Here is a 15,398-nt window from a genome sequence, read left to right on the forward strand (position 1 = left end):
TGTAAGCATTCAGAACATAAAAAAACTGAATCTAATCAAGATCCAGTTTTTGTTCCATTTCTTTTTTTGTCATGGTGCCGATATGTATTTCTTGAATAACGCCTTTTTCATCTAAGATATACGTCGTTGGATATGACATCACGTTATAGTCAGCATTAATCCCTTTTTTATCAATCAGGATAGGAAACGTTAATTCATACGTATCAGCAAACGCCTGAACCTGTTTCACACTTTTCTCAGCTGAAGTGAAATTAACAGCAACAACCGCAAGTTCGTCTGCGTATTCTTTTTGCAGCTGTTCCATCGCTGGCATTTCCTGCCGGCACGGTTTACACCAAGTTGCCCAAAAATTGAGGAGGACTTTTTTGCCTTTTGTGTCTTGTAAGGAACTTTTCTCTCCCGATAGCGTTTTCAAAGTGAATTCTGGAGCTTGCTGTCCCTCTTCTATTCCCACTTCTTTTTTGCTGTATGTTTGATACAAATTCCATCCCATATAGCTGGCAAGCATAATAAGCAGGATCCCTGCGAGCCATTTTTTCATCATATGCCACCTCCGCAGCACACTTTGTCATAAAAAGAAGAGAAAGCGAAATGCCTTCTCTTCCTATTGATTCATCAGGACTGCTTCATTTTATCGCGAAGCACCATTTGCAGGATGCCGCCATGGCGATAGTAATCAATTTCAACTTCACTATCAAAGCGGACAAGTGCTTCAAATGTTTTTACATTTCCGTCTTCATCAATTGCTCTTACTGTAACGATATCACGAGGGCGTACGCTTTCATCAACATCTACCTCGATCACTTCTTTACCGGTTAAGCCGAGTGTTTCTGCGTTTTCACCTTGTTTAAATTGAAGCGGCAGCACACCCATAAATACAAGGTTGCTTCTGTGAATTCTCTCAAAGCTCTCAGCAATGACCGTTCTGATGCCGAGAAGGTTTGTTCCTTTTGCAGCCCAGTCACGTGAAGATCCCATACCGTAGTCTTTTCCAGCTAATACAACAAGGCCGGTTTTATCTTCTTTATATTTCATGCACGCATCATAGATTGATGTTACTTCACCAGTCGGCCAGTACGTTGTAAATCCGCCTTCTGTACCCGGCGCGATTTGGTTTTTGATGCGGATGTTGGCAAATGTTCCTCTCATCATGACTTCATGGTTTCCGCGGCGGGAGCCGTAGGAGTTAAAGTCACGAGGAGAAACCCCTTTCTCTTGCAAGTACTTTCCGGCAGGCGTGTCTTTTCCGATTGCCCCTGCAGGAGAAATATGGTCGGTTGTGACTGAATCGCCAAACTTACCGACAACACGAAGACCTTTTAATGGTTCAACCTTGCCTGGTTCAACAGACATTTCTTCGAAGAATGGCGGATTCTGAATGTAGGTTGACTCATTATCCCATTTATATAACGCTTCATCTGTCGTTTCAATTTCGTTCCAGCGCTTGTTGTCGTCAAATACCGTTTCATACTCTTTGCGGAAGAGCTCAGGCGTAACAGTTTGCTTAACAAGTGAATTAATTTCATCCATTGACGGCCAAATATCGTTAAAGTAAACGTTTTGACCATCTTTTCCTACACCGATCGGATCGGTTTTCAGGTTAATGTTCACCGTTCCAGCCAGCGCGTATGCCACAACAAGCGGCGGTGAAGCAAGATAGTTGCCTTTAACAAGCGGGTGAATACGTCCTTCAAAGTTACGGTTTCCGGAAAGGACAGATGTAATCAGCAGATCATTTTTCGCAACCGCTTCTTCGATTTCTGGTGAAAGCGGTCCTGAGTTTCCGATACATGTTGTACATCCGTACCCAACGAGGTTAAAACCAAGCTCTTTCATGTATGGAAGAAGGCCTGAATTCACAAGATATCCTGTAACGACTTTAGAACCCGGTGCAAGTGACGTTTTCACGTAATTAGGCACCTCAAGTCCTAATTCAACCGCTTTTTTCGCTACGAGTCCGGCACCGATCAGAACGTACGGGTTCGATGTATTCGTACAGCTTGTAATCGCAGCAATGGCTATCGCACCCGTTTTCATCACTGTTTCTTCGCCATTAAGGAGTTTAAAATGAATTTCTTTATCTTCTTCTTCATCATTTAAACCGAATCCTTGGTTACCCGCAGGGCTGACTAAATGTTTTTTGAACGTTTCCTGCATAGCAGAAAGCGGGATTAAATCCTGAGGGCGTTTTGGGCCTGATAAGTTTGCTTCAATTTGAGTCAAGTCAATTTCAACCACATCAGTAAATTGAGGGTCTTCAACATCAGGAGTGTAGAACAAGCCATTGCTTCTGCAGTATGCTTCGACAACATCAATATGTTCAGGATCACGGCCTGTCAGACGCATGTAGTTGAGCGCTTCTTCATCTACTGGGAAGAATCCGCATGTAGCGCCGTACTCCGGAGCCATGTTCGCAATTGTTGCACGGTCCGCAAGCGGCAATTCAGCAATACCCGGTCCGAAGAATTCAACAAACTTGCCCACAACGCCTTTTTCACGCAGTACCTGAGTCACTTTTAACGCCAAGTCAGTAGCGGTTGTTCCGTTCGGAAGCTTGCCGACAAGTTTCGCGCCGATCACCTCAGGAACAGGGAAATAAGAAGGCTGTCCAAGCATTCCTGCTTCAGCTTCAATTCCGCCGACACCCCATCCGAGAACACCGATTCCGTTAATCATTGTTGTATGTGAATCTGTTCCGACAAGCGTATCAGGATACGTGACAAGCTCGCCGTCTTCTTCAATGGCATGGACGACACTTGCCAGGAACTCAAGGTTTACCTGGTGCACGATACCTGTTGCAGGCGGCACTGCCTGATAGTTATTAAACGCTTTCTTTGCCCAGCTCAAAAATTTATAGCGCTCTGCATTTCTTTCGAATTCCAAGTCCATATTAATAGCTAACGCATCTTCTGTGCCTGCTTTATCAACCTGAACAGAGTGGTCGATAACGAGATCAACAGGAATTTCAGGATTAATTTTATCAGGATCTCCGCCGACAGCTGCCATAGCTTTACGCAGTGAAGCTAGGTCTACTACTGCCGGAACCCCTGTGAAGTCTTGTAAAATAACACGAGATGGTTTGAACGGAACATCGATTTCCTTTAATTCGGCAGTTCCCCATTTTGCCAAATTTTCCACATGCTCTTGTTTGATCACGAATCCGTCAACTTGACGCAATACTGATTCTAAAAGAACTTTGATGGAATAAGGAAGCTTCGAAACCTTCCCGACCCCTGCATCTTCCAATGCTTTTAAAGAGTAGTAATGATAGGTTTTCCCATTTGTAGTAAACGTTTTTCTCGCTTGGAAAACGTCTTTTGCTGCAGTTTTTTGCTCGTTTGCCATTCTCCAAAATCCCCCTTCAGATCAGATCATTCTCAGATGAACGTAAATCCCATCACAATTTTCTCACAATTTCATATTAAAACAAAATCATACATAAGTAAATATCAATGTTTTTATTAAATACAATAAGTTCGGCTTATCAGACAAACGTACCGGTAATTATTGCTGTTTATGATCTCTCATAGAACGAAACAAAAGAAGCCATATTATGATGGAGGTGATAATGATGGTCAAACGAAAAGCGAATCACGTGATTAACGGCATGAATGACGCAAAAAGCCAAGGCAAAGGCGCAGGCTATATCGAAAACGACCAGCTTGTACTGACTGAAGCGGAACGCCAAAATAATAAAAAAAGAAAAACCAATCAATAACATCGAACTCTTTTAAGGAGGTTCTCATTTTATGACCAATAAAAATACTAGTAAAGATATGCATAAAAACGCCCCTAAAGGACACAATCCGGGCCAGCCGGAGCCTCTCAGCGGAAGCAAAAAAGTGAAAAACCGGAACCACACAAGACAAAAGCACAATTCAAGCCATGATATGTAAGAAAAGCAGACCTCAGTGTCTGTTTTTTTATGCGTTCACCCATTTCTGATCCGCCGCATATGATGTCAAGCAAGGTTGATATGTGGAGGAATGCTTCCATGACCCATTCTAAACGTAATGACGCTAATGATTTCGATGGTATGGATGAATGGCTTCGGCAATTCTTTGAAGATCCCTTCGCCTGGTACGATGAAACATTGCCTATTGATTTATATGAAACAAGTCAGCAGTATATTATTGAAGCGGATCTGACTTTTTTACAGCCGACACAAGTAACGGTTACCCTGTCTGGATGCGAGTTCATCTTAACGGTCAAATCGTCAGGACAGACTTTTGAAAAACAAATGATGCTTCCTTTTTATTTAAATGACAAAATCATTAAAACCGAATGCGAAAACCAACTACTCACAGTTGCCGTCAATAAAGAAACAGAAAATGATTCTTCTTTTTCTCTTCAATTTCCTCTTAGCTAAAATGAAAAGTCACTTTCATCCCCTATTATGAAAGTGACTTTTTTCCGTCCATTTATCGTCAAATGCCCTCTAGTGACTCTCCCATGGCCAAATAGCAGATTCACTATACAATAGATTATGATCTACTATCTCTTTTGACTAGACGTCTATCACTTTTTTTCTATTCTTTTTTTACTGTGTTCTTCTAATCTCTCTTCGTATACAATATGGTTAGAATAAGGGGGAATGATTGATGCTGGAAGGCTGGTTTTTGTGGTTTATTCTGTTTTGGGTGATCACGATGATTGTCTTATTATCAATCGGCGGTTTTTTTATGTTTCGAAAGTTTTTAAAGCGTTTACCAAAAGAAGACGGCAGGTCAGAGCTGGATTGGCAGGATTACTATATCGAAAAGAGCAGGCATTTGTGGAGCAATGAAAACAAACAATTCCTTAATGAATTGGTATCTCCGGTTCCGGAGCTGTTCAGAGATGCAGCAAAAGCCAAAATCGCGGGTAAAATCGGTGAGCTTGCATTAAAAGAAAAGGTATCAAAGATTGATCAGCAACTTATGATCAGAGGCTATATTCTCGCAACTCCTAAAAGAGACCATACCTTCTTAAAAAGACATCTCAGAGACAAAAAAATCGATCTCGAACCATATCAAACCCTTCTTAAATAAAAAACCTTTCCTGACAGGAGGAAAGGTTTTTTAATTCATTTGAATATTAGCAGACTGCAGCTCATTATGAAGTTTTCGGTATGACAAGTACATGGCGATTCTCCACGGCACAATCATACCGAACGCCAGAATCCAAAACATTCCGCTCAGTGCGCCGTAATCAATTGATGTACTCAAGATCGATTTCATCACGATTCTGATCACCAAAAGGCCGACTAATATAAATACAAATGCTTTAGAGCGTTTCATGTAAATTTCATTATTTTTAATTTCGAATTTAGACGTTTTGATTAGAAAAATAGAGAAAATCACGCCTAAAGTGAATGCTTCTAAAAACTCTGCACCAGTTACCCAAAATACCGGAAATAAAAACATTAACGCTCCCGTACTCATAAAAATCGGCGGAAGGATGATTTTTTTCGGTGAAACGGGCTTATCAGAAGATTTTATTCTGACCACCATCACAGCTACAGCCATTAACACAGCAATAATCGATGAAACTATAATCATCATATTTATCATTCCTTTGTTTCTAGGAGTGTTGATACTATATACTATACTCCAAAACAATAAAAAAAACCAATGACTTTAATGTCCCATAACGCGGCTGACAGCTTCTAGCACTTTTGTTTCCTCGAACGGTTTGACAATAAAGTCCTTTGCCCCCAATTCAATCGCTTCTGTTACAATTCTTTGGTGCCGCATTGCGGTACACATAATGACCTTCGCTTTAGGATCGAAGGTTAAGATATCACGAAGCGCCTTAATGCCGTTTTTCACTGGCATTGTAATATCCATTGTCACGATGTCCGGCCGCAGTGTTTTATACAGGTCCGCTGCTTGCTCGCCGTCCGCCGCTTCGCCTGCGATGATGCAATTTGCCTCTTCCAAGATCTCTCTGAGTTTCACTCTCATGAACTTGGCGTCGTCTACAACTAAAACTCTTGTCATATTCCCCTCCAAAATCGATTTCCACAGATAATAGTCTTATTGTACCAAAAACAAAAGGATTAGTAGTAGTACGAAAGTAATTTGCCGTTAAAAACCAGTAAATCCTCCAAAAAGATCCGACAGTAAAATAATAATCAGGCTCATCCAATTAAAGAATAACAGCACACCAATCACAATCATCAAGACGCCGCCTGCTTTCATGATCAAAAGCTGGTTCTTTCTTATCCACTTTAGCTTTGTGATAAAAAAAGACAATAAAAGAAACGGAACAGCAAAACCGAGTACATATAACATCATGTACGGCACCGCTGAGCCTGGATTTGTGCTTGCGAGTGTGATAACAGCTGCTAATATCGGACCGGTACATGGCGTCCACCCCGCCGCAAATGCCATTCCGATTAAGACGGAACCTAAAAACCCGCTTGGTTTATGCTTAAAATGGATTCTCCGCTCTTTCATCATAGCCTCAGGCCGGAACACGCCAAGTGTAATAAAACCAAACAAAATAATAAGCAACGCGCCAATTTGCCGAATCGCATCGTGATAATCCCTAAAGAGGCTGCCAATAAAAGATGTTCCATAACCTAAAGCGATAAAAATGACTGAAAAGCCAAGCAAAAAACACAAAGTATGAAACAAACTTCTTTTCTGCAGCAGCAGCTTTTCTGTTTTCACATCATCCATGCTGACCCCTGTAATATATGACAAGAAAGCTGGGTAAAGCGGCAGGCAGCAAGGCGAAATAAAGGATAGAAATCCCGCTCCGAAGGTCAAAAAATAATTCACATCTCCCATGTCATCATCCCTTCATAATTTGGCAATCCTTCAAGTTATGACAAAATCATTTCATTTTTTTAACACTTTCACTTGGAGGATTTCTATTTTCAGAAAAAACTTATATAATTTAATTTGACATTGAGTTATTGTACTCCTTCTCATTTGAAAATTAGTATAAATATGGATATAATATAAACAAACATTCACTTTGAAGATCTAATGTATGAAAGGATACATCCCTGTGATTAGAGAGCATCTATTAAATGAAATCGAAAAAAAAAGAGCAGAGCTGCTGCAAATTGTCATGGCGAACGGAATGACATCTCATATTACGATAGAGCTCAGTCAGGAGCTTGACCATCTTCTCATACAATATCAAAAGCAGCGCCTTCGAGCAGTAGCGGGTGACGAATGATTGCAAAATAAAAAACCCTTATAAGGGTTTTTTATTTTATAACCATGTTTCTCTATATCATAATCTTTACGTATTATTTCGTTTGATTATTCATGGCTTTCATCATTTGATTGATTTTCTTTTGAGAAGGTTTCATTCCCATTTGCATCATCATCATGCGTAACATTTGTTCATTAATAGGCGGATTCTTTTTAAGATAGCTCATCATATATTTACGAGCAATAAAAAACCCGAGTGCAACACCTATGAGCAATGCAACAACGCCCACTAGGATGCCAACCCATAAAGTCATTTTATTTCCTCCTTCATGTTGTCTAGTTTAAAGTGTACTAAACCAAAAGCTATTATACAACATTTACATCTCTTTTTCTTCGGTTTTAGACAAAATTTCTTTCTTTCACCGGATTTAGCCAGCCGTAACGCTTCGAATTGAAATCCATAGCCAGAAAGCAAGGGCTTACCTTTCTCAGCACTTCAAAGAAAATCGTTTCTGCCTCGTAATTCCCCGAAGCCACAATTTCTATCATGTTCTCTTTCATCATAAACGTCGCGTGGCCTTTTGCTTTCGGCAAAGCTAATCTATAAATATAATCCAGCTGCCTGTAATCGGTGTTGTGTAAATTCATTTTTAACCGCTGATGCATATGTAAAATCGGGATTGGCTGTGTAATATATTGAATCTGTTTCTCTGTCATTTCATACCGCTGCTTTGTCAGGCTTGTCCAATGATAGTCTTGAAACAGCTCAAACATAACCGATTCCCGCCCGAAATAGTGATTGGCAAATTCCTCTTTTATCAGGTACGTATAGTAGTGACGTTCCATCTTTTCATCCCCTTTTTCAGCAGCATTTCATTTGCACTCTATTATACAAAAGAAGAAAAGAAAGAATTGTCTATTACTGTTAAACAGCCAATACTATTTTTGTCGGATAAACAAGAAAAAGAGGATGATTTGACTCATCCTCTTTGAAAGACTTACTTATTGAGTAATGCTTTGACTCGGTTCACTACGTTTGGAACTGAGAAGCCGTATTCATTGATGACGGTTTCACCAGGAGCGGATGCACCGAATCGGTCTATGCCGAGCACATCTCCTTCAAGCCCCGTGTATTTTCCCCAGCCAAATGATGAGCCCATTTCAATCGCAAGACGTTTTTTCACTTCTGCAGGAAGGACGGCGTTCTTGTATTCATTTGATTGTTTGTCAAAACGGTCCATTGAAGGCATGCTGACAACAGACACATCGATATTATCTTTTGCCAATTCAGCCTGCGCTTCAATCGCAAGACCCACCTCGGAGCCTGAAGCGATGAGAAGAGCGTCAGGTGTTTCGTTTTTAGATTTAGAAACGACATATGCACCTTTTTCTACTCCTGCCAATGCTTCTTCAGCTGTTTGGTCGATCGTAGGAAGGTTTTGGCGTGTCAATACAAGCGCTGTTGGCTGTTCATTGCTTTGTACTGCAAGCTTCCATGCTGCCGCTGTCTCATTGCCGTCTGCAGGACGCATCAAGGAAAGATTAGGCATCGCACGTAGTGAAGCAAGCTGTTCAACAGGCTCGTGCGTCGGACCGTCTTCACCTACCGCAATACTGTCATGTGTGAAGACATATGTGACAGGAAGACCCATTAATGCTGCAAGGCGTATTGCCGGACGCAGGTAGTCAGAGAAGACAAAGAAAGTCCCGCCGAATACACGAAGTCCGCCATGAAGCGCCATACCATTTAAGGCTGCGCCCATCGCAAATTCACGAACACCGAACCAGAAGTTTTTGCCTGAGTAATCAGCCGCTGTAAAATCACCGGCATTTTTAATTGTCGTTTTGTTTGATCCCGCCAGGTCAGCAGATCCTCCCACAAAGAAAGGAATTTTTTTCGCAAGGCCGTTGAGAACTTCACCGGAAGATGCACGGGATGCCAGGCTGCTTCCTTTTTCATAAACAGGAACCTCTTGATCCCAGTCCTTTGGAAGCTCTCCTTTGATTCCCAGCTCAAGCTGTTCCGCGAGTTCAGGATAAACTTCTTTATATTTAGCGAATTGGGCATTCCATTCCTGTTCCTTTTTCTCGCCTGATTCTTTAACCGCTTTAGCGAAATGCTCATAAACTTCTGAAGGAACGTAAAAATCTTCTTCATATGTCCACGCGTAAGCTTCTTTTGTTAATTTGCTTTCCTCTTTACCAAGCGGCGCACCGTGAACACCCGATGTGCCGGCACGGTTAGGCGAACCAAATCCAATTGTTGTTTTCACTTCAATTAATGTAGGTTTCTTTTCATTTTGGCGTGCTTTTTCGATAGCCGCTGTTAATTCTTCGATGTTGTTTCCATCTTCAACATAAAGAACTTCCCAATTCATTGCTTCAAAACGCTGTTTTGCGTTTTCAGAGAACGAACGGTCGAGATCTCCATCGAGAGAGATGTCATTAGAATCGTATAATACGATCAGACGGCCAAGCTGAAGATGGCCTGCTAGTGAAGCGGCTTCAGAAGAGATGCCTTCCATTAAATCACCATCACCGCAAATACTGTATGTATAATGATCAACTACGTTAAATGAATCGCGGTTGTAAGTTTCCGCTAAATGGCGTTCAGCGATAGCCATTCCGACAGCCATGGCAATTCCTTGGCCAAGCGGTCCTGTTGTCGCATCAACACCGGCAGTATGTCCGAATTCCGGATGTCCAGGTGTTTTGCTGCCCCACTGGCGGAATCCCTTAAGATCTTCGATGCTAAGATCAAACCCGCTTAAATGAAGCATGCTGTATAAAAGTGCTGATCCGTGTCCAGCAGATAAAACAAAACGGTCACGGTTAAACCAGCCAGGGTTTGCCGGACTTACGTTCATAAATTTTGTCCACAGCGTGTATGCCATTGGAGCTGCCCCCATTGGCATCCCTGGGTGACCAGAATTTGCTTTTTCAATAGCGTCTATTGACAGTGTGCGAATGGTAGCAACTGATTTCTTTTCAATTGTATCCATAAAAATCCCCTTCCTTATGTGTTGTACCCTTACATCATAAATGTCTGACGACTTTTTCTCAACTGTTTCAGCTTAAATTTGAGAGAAACTTGTTGAAATTTGTCCCATGAAAGTGTTGCTATAGTATATGCAAAAGAGGAATACGTTATTGCCGTATTCCTCTTCTATTAGTGAAGTTTATTATTTCTTTTTTCTTTTTTTAGTTTTTCTGGTGTAACATCATTGCCTTCCGGATCAATGATTTTCACACTTTTTAATGTGTTTTTCATAGAAGAGCGAAAACCTTTTAAATACTCTTGACGGAGCTTTTGCTGTTCTGCTTTTTCTTCTTCTGTCATAACGCCAGCTTTGGCTTTGGCAGCAAGTTCATTAATTCTGGCAATTTTTTCGTTTGAAATCATGTTAAACTCCTTTATGGCATTTTGTCTATATAGTACTAGATCAAAAAGAGTTTTACAACTGATTCAATCGGCTGTCTCGTCATTCTCTATGTATTCCTGAAACCGCCGGTGGACGGTCGCTTTAGATACATCATACCCAAACCCTCTCAGCGTAGCCGCAATTTCTGCGAACGTCAGTTTATTCGCTCTTAGGCGGACGATCTCTGAGATGGGCACGTCTATTCTTTCTTTTCCGCTGTTTTCATGTTGGTTTTTCAGGTTTTTTTGCGGTTTGAAACCGTTTTTTACTGCACGTTTCATTCCCCGCTTGATTTTCAAGTTGTGAATTTTCCGCTGGTACTCTTCAACAATGCTGACGATCTCCAGCACCATCGAGTCAGCCTCCGATAACTCCAGTTCACCTCTGTGAGCCGTTGTATAGACTTTCACACCTTCTCTATAGATGCAATGAAGCAGTGCGATTTTTGCATTTCCACGTCCGAGCCTAGTTTCATCCTGAACCAAAATGACATCAATTCCAGAATTCTTGATCTCATCAAGCAGCCCAAATACACCATCCCGATCCATTTCATATCCGCTAGCTTTCTCAGAAATCACTTTGACGACTTCCATGCCGTTCTCGGCCGCAATGGCCGTAAGCTCCTCCTCCTGCCGCTTTAATGACGTCTCCTGCTGTTCTTTATTTGTGCTTACGCGGGCATAAATGAGTGCTTTCATTTTTTCTATCTTTCCTCTCTATCTTACAGTTGCCAATTCATATGCATCCTGATGCTTCTTTTTCAATGGAATCACCAATTCATCTCCCGGCTGGATATCAGACGTCTGAAGATGATTTTTATCAGCCACCCATTCAATAAATTCACTTTTGTTTATTTTCTTTTTATCTGCTACCTGGCCGGCTATAGACCAAAGTGTATCGCCTTGCTGGACTTCTATTTTAACATACTGATTAAGCTCCTGGCCGCTGCTTGTATATGACAGCAAAAGGATTACCGCGCTCAAAATCACTGTGAACAGACCGACAAAAATAATAGATTCTTTACCCATGATCATAACCTCCAACAGGAATGTTTGTTCGCTTTTTTATAATTTCAGTATATACGAACAAACGTTTCTGTCAATTGTTTTTTCGAACCTATGTTTGTACTGTAAGGAAAATCATGCTATAATCTTCTTAAAATCGACGTTTTGAGGTGCGAAAAATGACGAAGCTATCAAAAAGGCAACTTGATATCCTCCGTTTTATTAAAGCAGAGGTTAAATCAAAAGGATATCCGCCTTCCGTAAGAGAGATCGGAGAGGCTGTCGGGCTTGCGTCCAGTTCAACTGTCCACGGCCACTTGGCCCGCTTGGAAACAAAAGGGCTGATCAGACGAGATCCGACAAAACCAAGAGCGATAGAAATTCTTGATGAAGAAGTAGACATTCCGCAAAGCCAGGTCGTTAATGTACCGGTCATCGGGAAAGTCACGGCGGGATCTCCTATTACAGCAATAGAAAATATTGAAGAATATTTTCCGCTTCCTGACCGTATGGTTCCCCCGGACGAGCATGTGTTTATGCTTGAAATTATGGGAGACAGTATGATTGACGCTGGTATTTTCGATAAGGATTATGTCATCGTTAAACAGCAAAACATAGCAAACAACGGGGAAATTGTCGTTGCGATGACAGAAGATGATGAAGCTACGGTAAAACGTTTCTATAAAGAGGATACTCACATTCGCTTACAGCCTGAAAACCCAACGATGGAACCTATCATCTTACAGAATGTCAGCATTCTAGGGAAAGTAATTGGCGTGTTCAGAACCGTCCATTAATCTATTGAACTATCAGATGATGAAATAACCCCCTCTTCCTTTATGGAGAGGGGGTTTATTGTATCAAAAAAAGCAGGCTCGCCCTGAATTTTAGGTACGAGCCTGAATAGGAGGAAAAGAACATCATGTTTACACCATAATTATCCATCAAACAATTGTTGAAGTCAAGAAATTTTTTTTCCTTCAGGAAACTTTTATCGAAATGTTGTCTGTTTAAAACATTAGACGTGACCTGCTTAAAAATGTTTCATTTCTAGGTCGTGGAATGATACGGGTTTAGATTTATGCAGAGAGCGCGGCAATTAATTTATGTAAAAATTTAGTACATAGTTTAGTTAGTTCTATTTTATGTAAAAAACAGCTCACCTTTATCATCGTGAGCTTCAATCAAAATGAAAATATTGAATACCATAACTCCCTTTTACTCGAACACTTGTGCAGTTTTCCGAATGTTCTTCTGCAAAGATACGGTATCGATGAAATGGATCAATTGAAACCTTATCCTGAGCACTAAAATCAAACCAACTGCCTCTGAATTGTTTCGTGCTCAGCGTGGAATATTGCCCCGTAAGCCCCATCCGTTGAAGTTTAAGCTCAACTGAACAACTATTGGCTCCCAAGATCGTAAACTGATAGCCTAAAAAATATTCGATTGCCGGAACATCACTGATATTTTCCAGAACAAACGACTTTGTGCTGTCATTTAAAATAAAGTCTGTTTTGTGATCAAACCCTAATGCTGACGCATGGGTACTGCCAATGCCAAAAAAACACGTCAAAACTGCCGTTAAAGCCAGTATCTTCATTTTCAACCAAACCCCCTCGTTTACCATACTTTAACCTTTATTCATATTTATGTATATGTTCTTTGTGATATCTCGAGGCCGTTTCAATCATAAAATTTCATATGCGTTTTTTCCTGTTTATAATAACGAAGCCTGTCTTGAAGGGTTCCGGTATGAAATTCAAATTTATGGCCGTCTGGGTCGGTAAAATAAATAGACTTTCGATCGCGTTCATTTCGTTCTCTTCCAGGCAGTATATGGACATGAAGCCTTTTCAATTTTGCTGATATTTCCTCAAACTCACGATCTTCAATAGTAAAAGCAATATGAGTATATGATGCCTTAATGTCATTTCTCGGAATGTCAGGCTCTTCATTAAGTGCAAGCCAGATGCCATTCAAATCAAAATATGCTGTTGTTCTTCCTTTTACCAGCAGCTTGGCATCAAACACTTTGTGATAAAAATCGATTGATGTGTCCAAATGGGAAACAGAAAATAACAAATGATTGATTCCTTTTATCTCCACAATAAATTCCCCCTCTAAAGCTGATCAACCATATGTACGTTTTTGCACCAAGAAGGTTTCATGCAACAAGAAAAAAATACCAGTGTAAACAAAATCGAATTGTTTAAAATAATGACTGTAACAAAGATAACGATTAAGAAAAGGATTTTCCTTAAAAATAACAACTTAGGTGATCAAATGAAACATCTCATTGCACTTTCTTCAAAGATTGCTTTCACTCTCGCCCTTTTATATGTAATATTGGACAGGGTCTACTACGCATCCTTTCTAAGTGTGATGTTTATTGCACTTTTCTTAGGTTTTGTCTCATACCTTTCCGGTGACATGCTCGTCCTTCCGAGAACAAACAATATTATAGCTTCATTGGCTGACTTTGGACTTTCATTCGTTATGATTTGGGTCTTTGCTTTAACCCAAACAAGAAATGATTTCTCACCGTTTGCAGCCGCTCTTCTTTCCGCTGTCTGTCTTACTGTTTTTGAATACTTTTTTCATCGGTATTTGCTGAAGAATGTGCTGGATGAAACCTTCCGAAATGAACTGACCACCAGGGATAACACCCTTCAATATCAAACAGAAGCCGCAGACGAATTGCTTCCTGACGTTACTATTGAGAAGCATGAGGAATAGGAGGCCGGCTTATGGCCTCCTATTTTTCAGTAGTTACTTTTCAGAAAACGGGACATCACTTCGGTAAAATCATAAAACCTCTCATTTTGAGTAACAGATCTGCTTTTTAAAGAAAATACGCCAAACAAAGATTTTCTAAAACCTGTGCTCATTTCTATCTGGATACTCAAACCTGTTTTTGATTTATTTGCAATGTTATTCGGACTAACGCCTGCATGCGGATGGTCTGTACTGAGCAAGACAGCAGGAAAACCGGCATTTTGCAGTTCTTCAACTAAATCTGCCGCTCTTATGCGATCTGTACCGCCGACTTCGATCTGCTGATCTTCTTCTGCATACCCGTGCAATGAAATGACATATTCATGACTTCCCGTCATCCTCAAGGCCCGGGGCTCATCAAAATGCGTACTCGTAATATGCAGCACAGAGTTTCCTGACGATTTTAAGCCTTCAAATAAATACATCGAAGACTCTTTGTTTAGCTCTCTCGCTACTTCACTTGTCCCGCCTTCAATACCTCCTCCGTGAATGGCTAAAATAAGGACAGGACTGCCGGTTTCTTTCGTAACAATACGGTAATCTGAAGGCTTTTCATTGTTTTTTAATTCCTCAAAATTCTGATAGACATCTTCCGCGTAAATTGAAGAAATCGGAATGAACATCACAAAAACAATCAATAATTTTACAATTTTAAGAGTTGATGGGAAACGTTTGGCTATGTTACAATCAACATGCTTCAAGGAATGGAGCAAACGGCGGAGCAGGGATACTTTGGCCGGTTTCATCTACTCCGCCTCTAAGTCCAAATCAACAGGATGTCGGTTTCTTTGAGGCTTTAGCACGAATTCTCTCGTCCTCCTTGTTAAATTTTTGTTAAATTCACAATATTATATACCATTAGCCCGGGCGCTGTTCTTCTCATTTTTGAATTTATGAAAAGGTATTGGCACCACCGCCTTCATCCCAATTCCCATATCTAACATAAAAAAAAACGCACCTGCTCTTTGATATGATCCCCTCATAGTAGACAGAAAAAAGAAAGCATACTAATCTGTCTACTATGGAGGGGATTTTTTATGGGG

Annotated in this window: 21 protein-coding genes; 7 read left to right on the top strand and 14 right to left on the bottom strand. The window is 40.7% G+C overall.

Going from position 1 to position 15,398, the window contains the following annotated elements; all coding sequences use genetic code 11:
- Window positions 1-31 precede the first annotated feature (31 nt).
- Together ACY3LV_RS17250 and acnA are read right to left on the bottom strand one after the other, a co-directional pair.
- A complete protein-coding gene (locus tag ACY3LV_RS17250) occupies window positions 32-544 on the bottom strand; it encodes a redoxin domain-containing protein (protein WP_148961710.1) in 513 nt (170 codons plus the stop codon).
- Window positions 545-615: 71 nt separating this feature from the next.
- Window positions 616-3,345: an aconitate hydratase AcnA gene (gene acnA / locus ACY3LV_RS17255; RefSeq protein ID WP_333560363.1), complete on the bottom strand. Its 2,730-nt coding sequence runs from the start codon at window positions 3,343-3,345 to the stop codon at window positions 616-618.
- A 226-nt stretch (window positions 3,346-3,571) separates the two neighbouring features.
- Here acnA and sspO point away from each other — a divergent pair, with 226 nt between their 5' ends.
- From sspO to ACY3LV_RS17275, 4 genes are all read left to right on the top strand, one after another.
- A complete protein-coding gene (gene sspO, locus ACY3LV_RS17260; protein WP_003244839.1) occupies window positions 3,572-3,718 on the top strand; it encodes an acid-soluble spore protein SspO in 147 nt (48 codons plus the stop codon).
- Between the two features lie 31 nt (window positions 3,719-3,749).
- Window positions 3,750-3,896, top strand: coding sequence for a small acid-soluble spore protein P (locus tag ACY3LV_RS17265; protein ID WP_003221237.1), 147 nt, complete (start codon window positions 3,750-3,752; stop codon window positions 3,894-3,896).
- A gap of 80 nt (window positions 3,897-3,976) precedes the next feature.
- A complete protein-coding gene (gene cotM / locus ACY3LV_RS17270; RefSeq protein ID WP_148961933.1) occupies window positions 3,977-4,369 on the top strand; it encodes an outer spore coat protein CotM in 393 nt (130 codons plus the stop codon).
- A 232-nt stretch (window positions 4,370-4,601) separates the two neighbouring features.
- On the top strand, window positions 4,602-5,030 hold the full coding sequence (locus ACY3LV_RS17275; RefSeq protein WP_087991423.1) for a DUF2621 domain-containing protein: 429 nt from the start codon (window positions 4,602-4,604) through the stop codon (window positions 5,028-5,030).
- Window positions 5,031-5,060: 30 nt separating this feature from the next.
- Here the strand turns inward: ACY3LV_RS17275 and ACY3LV_RS17280 are convergent, their stop codons facing one another.
- From ACY3LV_RS17280 to ccdA, 3 genes are all read right to left on the bottom strand, one after another.
- Window positions 5,061-5,552: a CcdC family protein gene (locus ACY3LV_RS17280; RefSeq protein WP_148961712.1), complete on the bottom strand. Its 492-nt coding sequence runs from the start codon at window positions 5,550-5,552 to the stop codon at window positions 5,061-5,063.
- A 66-nt stretch (window positions 5,553-5,618) separates the two neighbouring features.
- A complete protein-coding gene (locus tag ACY3LV_RS17285) occupies window positions 5,619-5,981 on the bottom strand; it encodes a response regulator (protein ID WP_464864224.1) in 363 nt (120 codons plus the stop codon).
- Between the two features lie 87 nt (window positions 5,982-6,068).
- Window positions 6,069-6,776: a cytochrome c-type biogenesis protein CcdA gene (gene ccdA, locus ACY3LV_RS17290; protein WP_148961714.1), complete on the bottom strand. Its 708-nt coding sequence runs from the start codon at window positions 6,774-6,776 to the stop codon at window positions 6,069-6,071.
- 223 nt (window positions 6,777-6,999) lie between these two features.
- Here ccdA and ynzD point away from each other — a divergent pair, with 223 nt between their 5' ends.
- Window positions 7,000-7,173 carry an aspartyl-phosphate phosphatase YnzD gene (gene ynzD, locus ACY3LV_RS17295; protein ID WP_024121579.1) on the top strand — a complete coding sequence of 58 codons (174 nt, stop codon included), beginning with the start codon at window positions 7,000-7,002 and terminating at the stop codon, window positions 7,171-7,173.
- 73 nt (window positions 7,174-7,246) lie between these two features.
- On the opposite strand, the gene ACY3LV_RS17300 is transcribed toward ynzD, so the two are convergent.
- The 6 genes from ACY3LV_RS17300 to yneA all read right to left on the bottom strand — a co-directional run bounded on the left by ACY3LV_RS17300 (window position 7,247) and on the right by yneA (window position 11,607).
- On the bottom strand, window positions 7,247-7,465 hold the full coding sequence (locus ACY3LV_RS17300; RefSeq protein WP_003221221.1) for a YneF family protein: 219 nt from the start codon (window positions 7,463-7,465) through the stop codon (window positions 7,247-7,249).
- An 85-nt stretch (window positions 7,466-7,550) separates the two neighbouring features.
- Window positions 7,551-7,997, bottom strand: coding sequence for a sporulation inhibitor of replication protein SirA (gene sirA / locus ACY3LV_RS17305; protein ID WP_333517459.1), 447 nt, complete (start codon window positions 7,995-7,997; stop codon window positions 7,551-7,553).
- 152 nt (window positions 7,998-8,149) lie between these two features.
- A complete protein-coding gene (gene tkt / locus ACY3LV_RS17310; protein ID WP_333560366.1) occupies window positions 8,150-10,153 on the bottom strand; it encodes a transketolase in 2,004 nt (667 codons plus the stop codon).
- 167 nt (window positions 10,154-10,320) lie between these two features.
- Window positions 10,321-10,554 (bottom strand): DUF896 domain-containing protein, encoded by a 234-nt coding sequence (locus tag ACY3LV_RS17315; protein ID WP_087991429.1) that lies wholly within the window; start codon window positions 10,552-10,554, stop codon window positions 10,321-10,323.
- A gap of 63 nt (window positions 10,555-10,617) precedes the next feature.
- The gene (locus ACY3LV_RS17320) at window positions 10,618-11,271 is read right to left on the bottom strand and encodes a YneB family resolvase-like protein (protein WP_464864225.1); all 654 of its coding nucleotides are present in this window, start codon (window positions 11,269-11,271) and stop codon (window positions 10,618-10,620) included.
- An 18-nt stretch (window positions 11,272-11,289) separates the two neighbouring features.
- Window positions 11,290-11,607 carry a cell division suppressor protein YneA gene (gene yneA, locus ACY3LV_RS17325; protein ID WP_087991431.1) on the bottom strand — a complete coding sequence of 106 codons (318 nt, stop codon included), beginning with the start codon at window positions 11,605-11,607 and terminating at the stop codon, window positions 11,290-11,292.
- 149 nt (window positions 11,608-11,756) lie between these two features.
- Between yneA and lexA the strand changes: the two genes are divergently transcribed.
- Window positions 11,757-12,374 carry a transcriptional repressor LexA gene (lexA, locus tag ACY3LV_RS17330; protein ID WP_087991432.1) on the top strand — a complete coding sequence of 206 codons (618 nt, stop codon included), beginning with the start codon at window positions 11,757-11,759 and terminating at the stop codon, window positions 12,372-12,374.
- Between the two features lie 383 nt (window positions 12,375-12,757).
- Here lexA and ACY3LV_RS17335 read toward each other — a convergent pair whose 3' ends face one another.
- Both ACY3LV_RS17335 and fosM read right to left on the bottom strand, forming a co-directional pair.
- The gene (locus ACY3LV_RS17335; RefSeq protein ID WP_464864226.1) at window positions 12,758-13,180 is read right to left on the bottom strand and encodes a hypothetical protein; all 423 of its coding nucleotides are present in this window, start codon (window positions 13,178-13,180) and stop codon (window positions 12,758-12,760) included.
- Window positions 13,181-13,263: 83 nt separating this feature from the next.
- The gene (fosM, locus tag ACY3LV_RS17340) at window positions 13,264-13,686 is read right to left on the bottom strand and encodes a FosM family fosfomycin resistance protein (RefSeq protein WP_464864227.1); all 423 of its coding nucleotides are present in this window, start codon (window positions 13,684-13,686) and stop codon (window positions 13,264-13,266) included.
- Between the two features lie 177 nt (window positions 13,687-13,863).
- Here fosM and ACY3LV_RS17345 point away from each other — a divergent pair, with 177 nt between their 5' ends.
- The gene (locus ACY3LV_RS17345) at window positions 13,864-14,316 is read left to right on the top strand and encodes a YndM family protein (RefSeq protein ID WP_148961720.1); all 453 of its coding nucleotides are present in this window, start codon (window positions 13,864-13,866) and stop codon (window positions 14,314-14,316) included.
- A 26-nt stretch (window positions 14,317-14,342) separates the two neighbouring features.
- Here the strand turns inward: ACY3LV_RS17345 and ACY3LV_RS17350 are convergent, their stop codons facing one another.
- Entirely contained in the window at window positions 14,343-15,101 is a 759-nt protein-coding gene (locus ACY3LV_RS17350) for a poly-gamma-glutamate hydrolase family protein (RefSeq protein ID WP_148961721.1), read from the bottom strand.
- Window positions 15,102-15,398 lie beyond the last annotated feature (297 nt).

This window comes from Bacillus sp. 11C (assembly GCF_055486375.1).

Coding starts and splice junctions, on each gene's coding strand:
- ACY3LV_RS17280 (WP_148961712.1), bottom strand. CDS start 5,552: ATGATAAATATGATGATTATAGTTTCATCGATTATTGCTGTGTTAATG.
- ACY3LV_RS17265 (WP_003221237.1), top strand. CDS start 3,750: ATGACCAATAAAAATACTAGTAAAGATATGCATAAAAACGCCCCTAAA.
- ACY3LV_RS17250 (WP_148961710.1), bottom strand. CDS start 544: ATGATGAAAAAATGGCTCGCAGGGATCCTGCTTATTATGCTTGCCAGC.
- acnA (WP_333560363.1), bottom strand. CDS start 3,345: ATGGCAAACGAGCAAAAAACTGCAGCAAAAGACGTTTTCCAAGCGAGA.
- ACY3LV_RS17275 (WP_087991423.1), top strand. CDS start 4,602: ATGCTGGAAGGCTGGTTTTTGTGGTTTATTCTGTTTTGGGTGATCACG.
- cotM (WP_148961933.1), top strand. CDS start 3,977: ATGTGGAGGAATGCTTCCATGACCCATTCTAAACGTAATGACGCTAAT.
- ACY3LV_RS17285 (WP_464864224.1), bottom strand. CDS start 5,981: ATGACAAGAGTTTTAGTTGTAGACGACGCCAAGTTCATGAGAGTGAAA.
- ACY3LV_RS17350 (WP_148961721.1), bottom strand. CDS start 15,101: ATGAAACCGGCCAAAGTATCCCTGCTCCGCCGTTTGCTCCATTCCTTG.
- lexA (WP_087991432.1), top strand. CDS start 11,757: ATGACGAAGCTATCAAAAAGGCAACTTGATATCCTCCGTTTTATTAAA.
- ACY3LV_RS17335 (WP_464864226.1), bottom strand. CDS start 13,180: ATGAAGATACTGGCTTTAACGGCAGTTTTGACGTGTTTTTTTGGCATT.
- ACY3LV_RS17320 (WP_464864225.1), bottom strand. CDS start 11,271: ATGAAAGCACTCATTTATGCCCGCGTAAGCACAAATAAAGAACAGCAG.
- ACY3LV_RS17300 (WP_003221221.1), bottom strand. CDS start 7,465: ATGACTTTATGGGTTGGCATCCTAGTGGGCGTTGTTGCATTGCTCATA.
- sspO (WP_003244839.1), top strand. CDS start 3,572: ATGGTCAAACGAAAAGCGAATCACGTGATTAACGGCATGAATGACGCA.
- tkt (WP_333560366.1), bottom strand. CDS start 10,153: ATGGATACAATTGAAAAGAAATCAGTTGCTACCATTCGCACACTGTCA.
- ACY3LV_RS17345 (WP_148961720.1), top strand. CDS start 13,864: ATGAAACATCTCATTGCACTTTCTTCAAAGATTGCTTTCACTCTCGCC.
- yneA (WP_087991431.1), bottom strand. CDS start 11,607: ATGATCATGGGTAAAGAATCTATTATTTTTGTCGGTCTGTTCACAGTG.
- ccdA (WP_148961714.1), bottom strand. CDS start 6,776: ATGGGAGATGTGAATTATTTTTTGACCTTCGGAGCGGGATTTCTATCC.
- sirA (WP_333517459.1), bottom strand. CDS start 7,997: ATGGAACGTCACTACTATACGTACCTGATAAAAGAGGAATTTGCCAAT.
- ACY3LV_RS17315 (WP_087991429.1), bottom strand. CDS start 10,554: ATGATTTCAAACGAAAAAATTGCCAGAATTAATGAACTTGCTGCCAAA.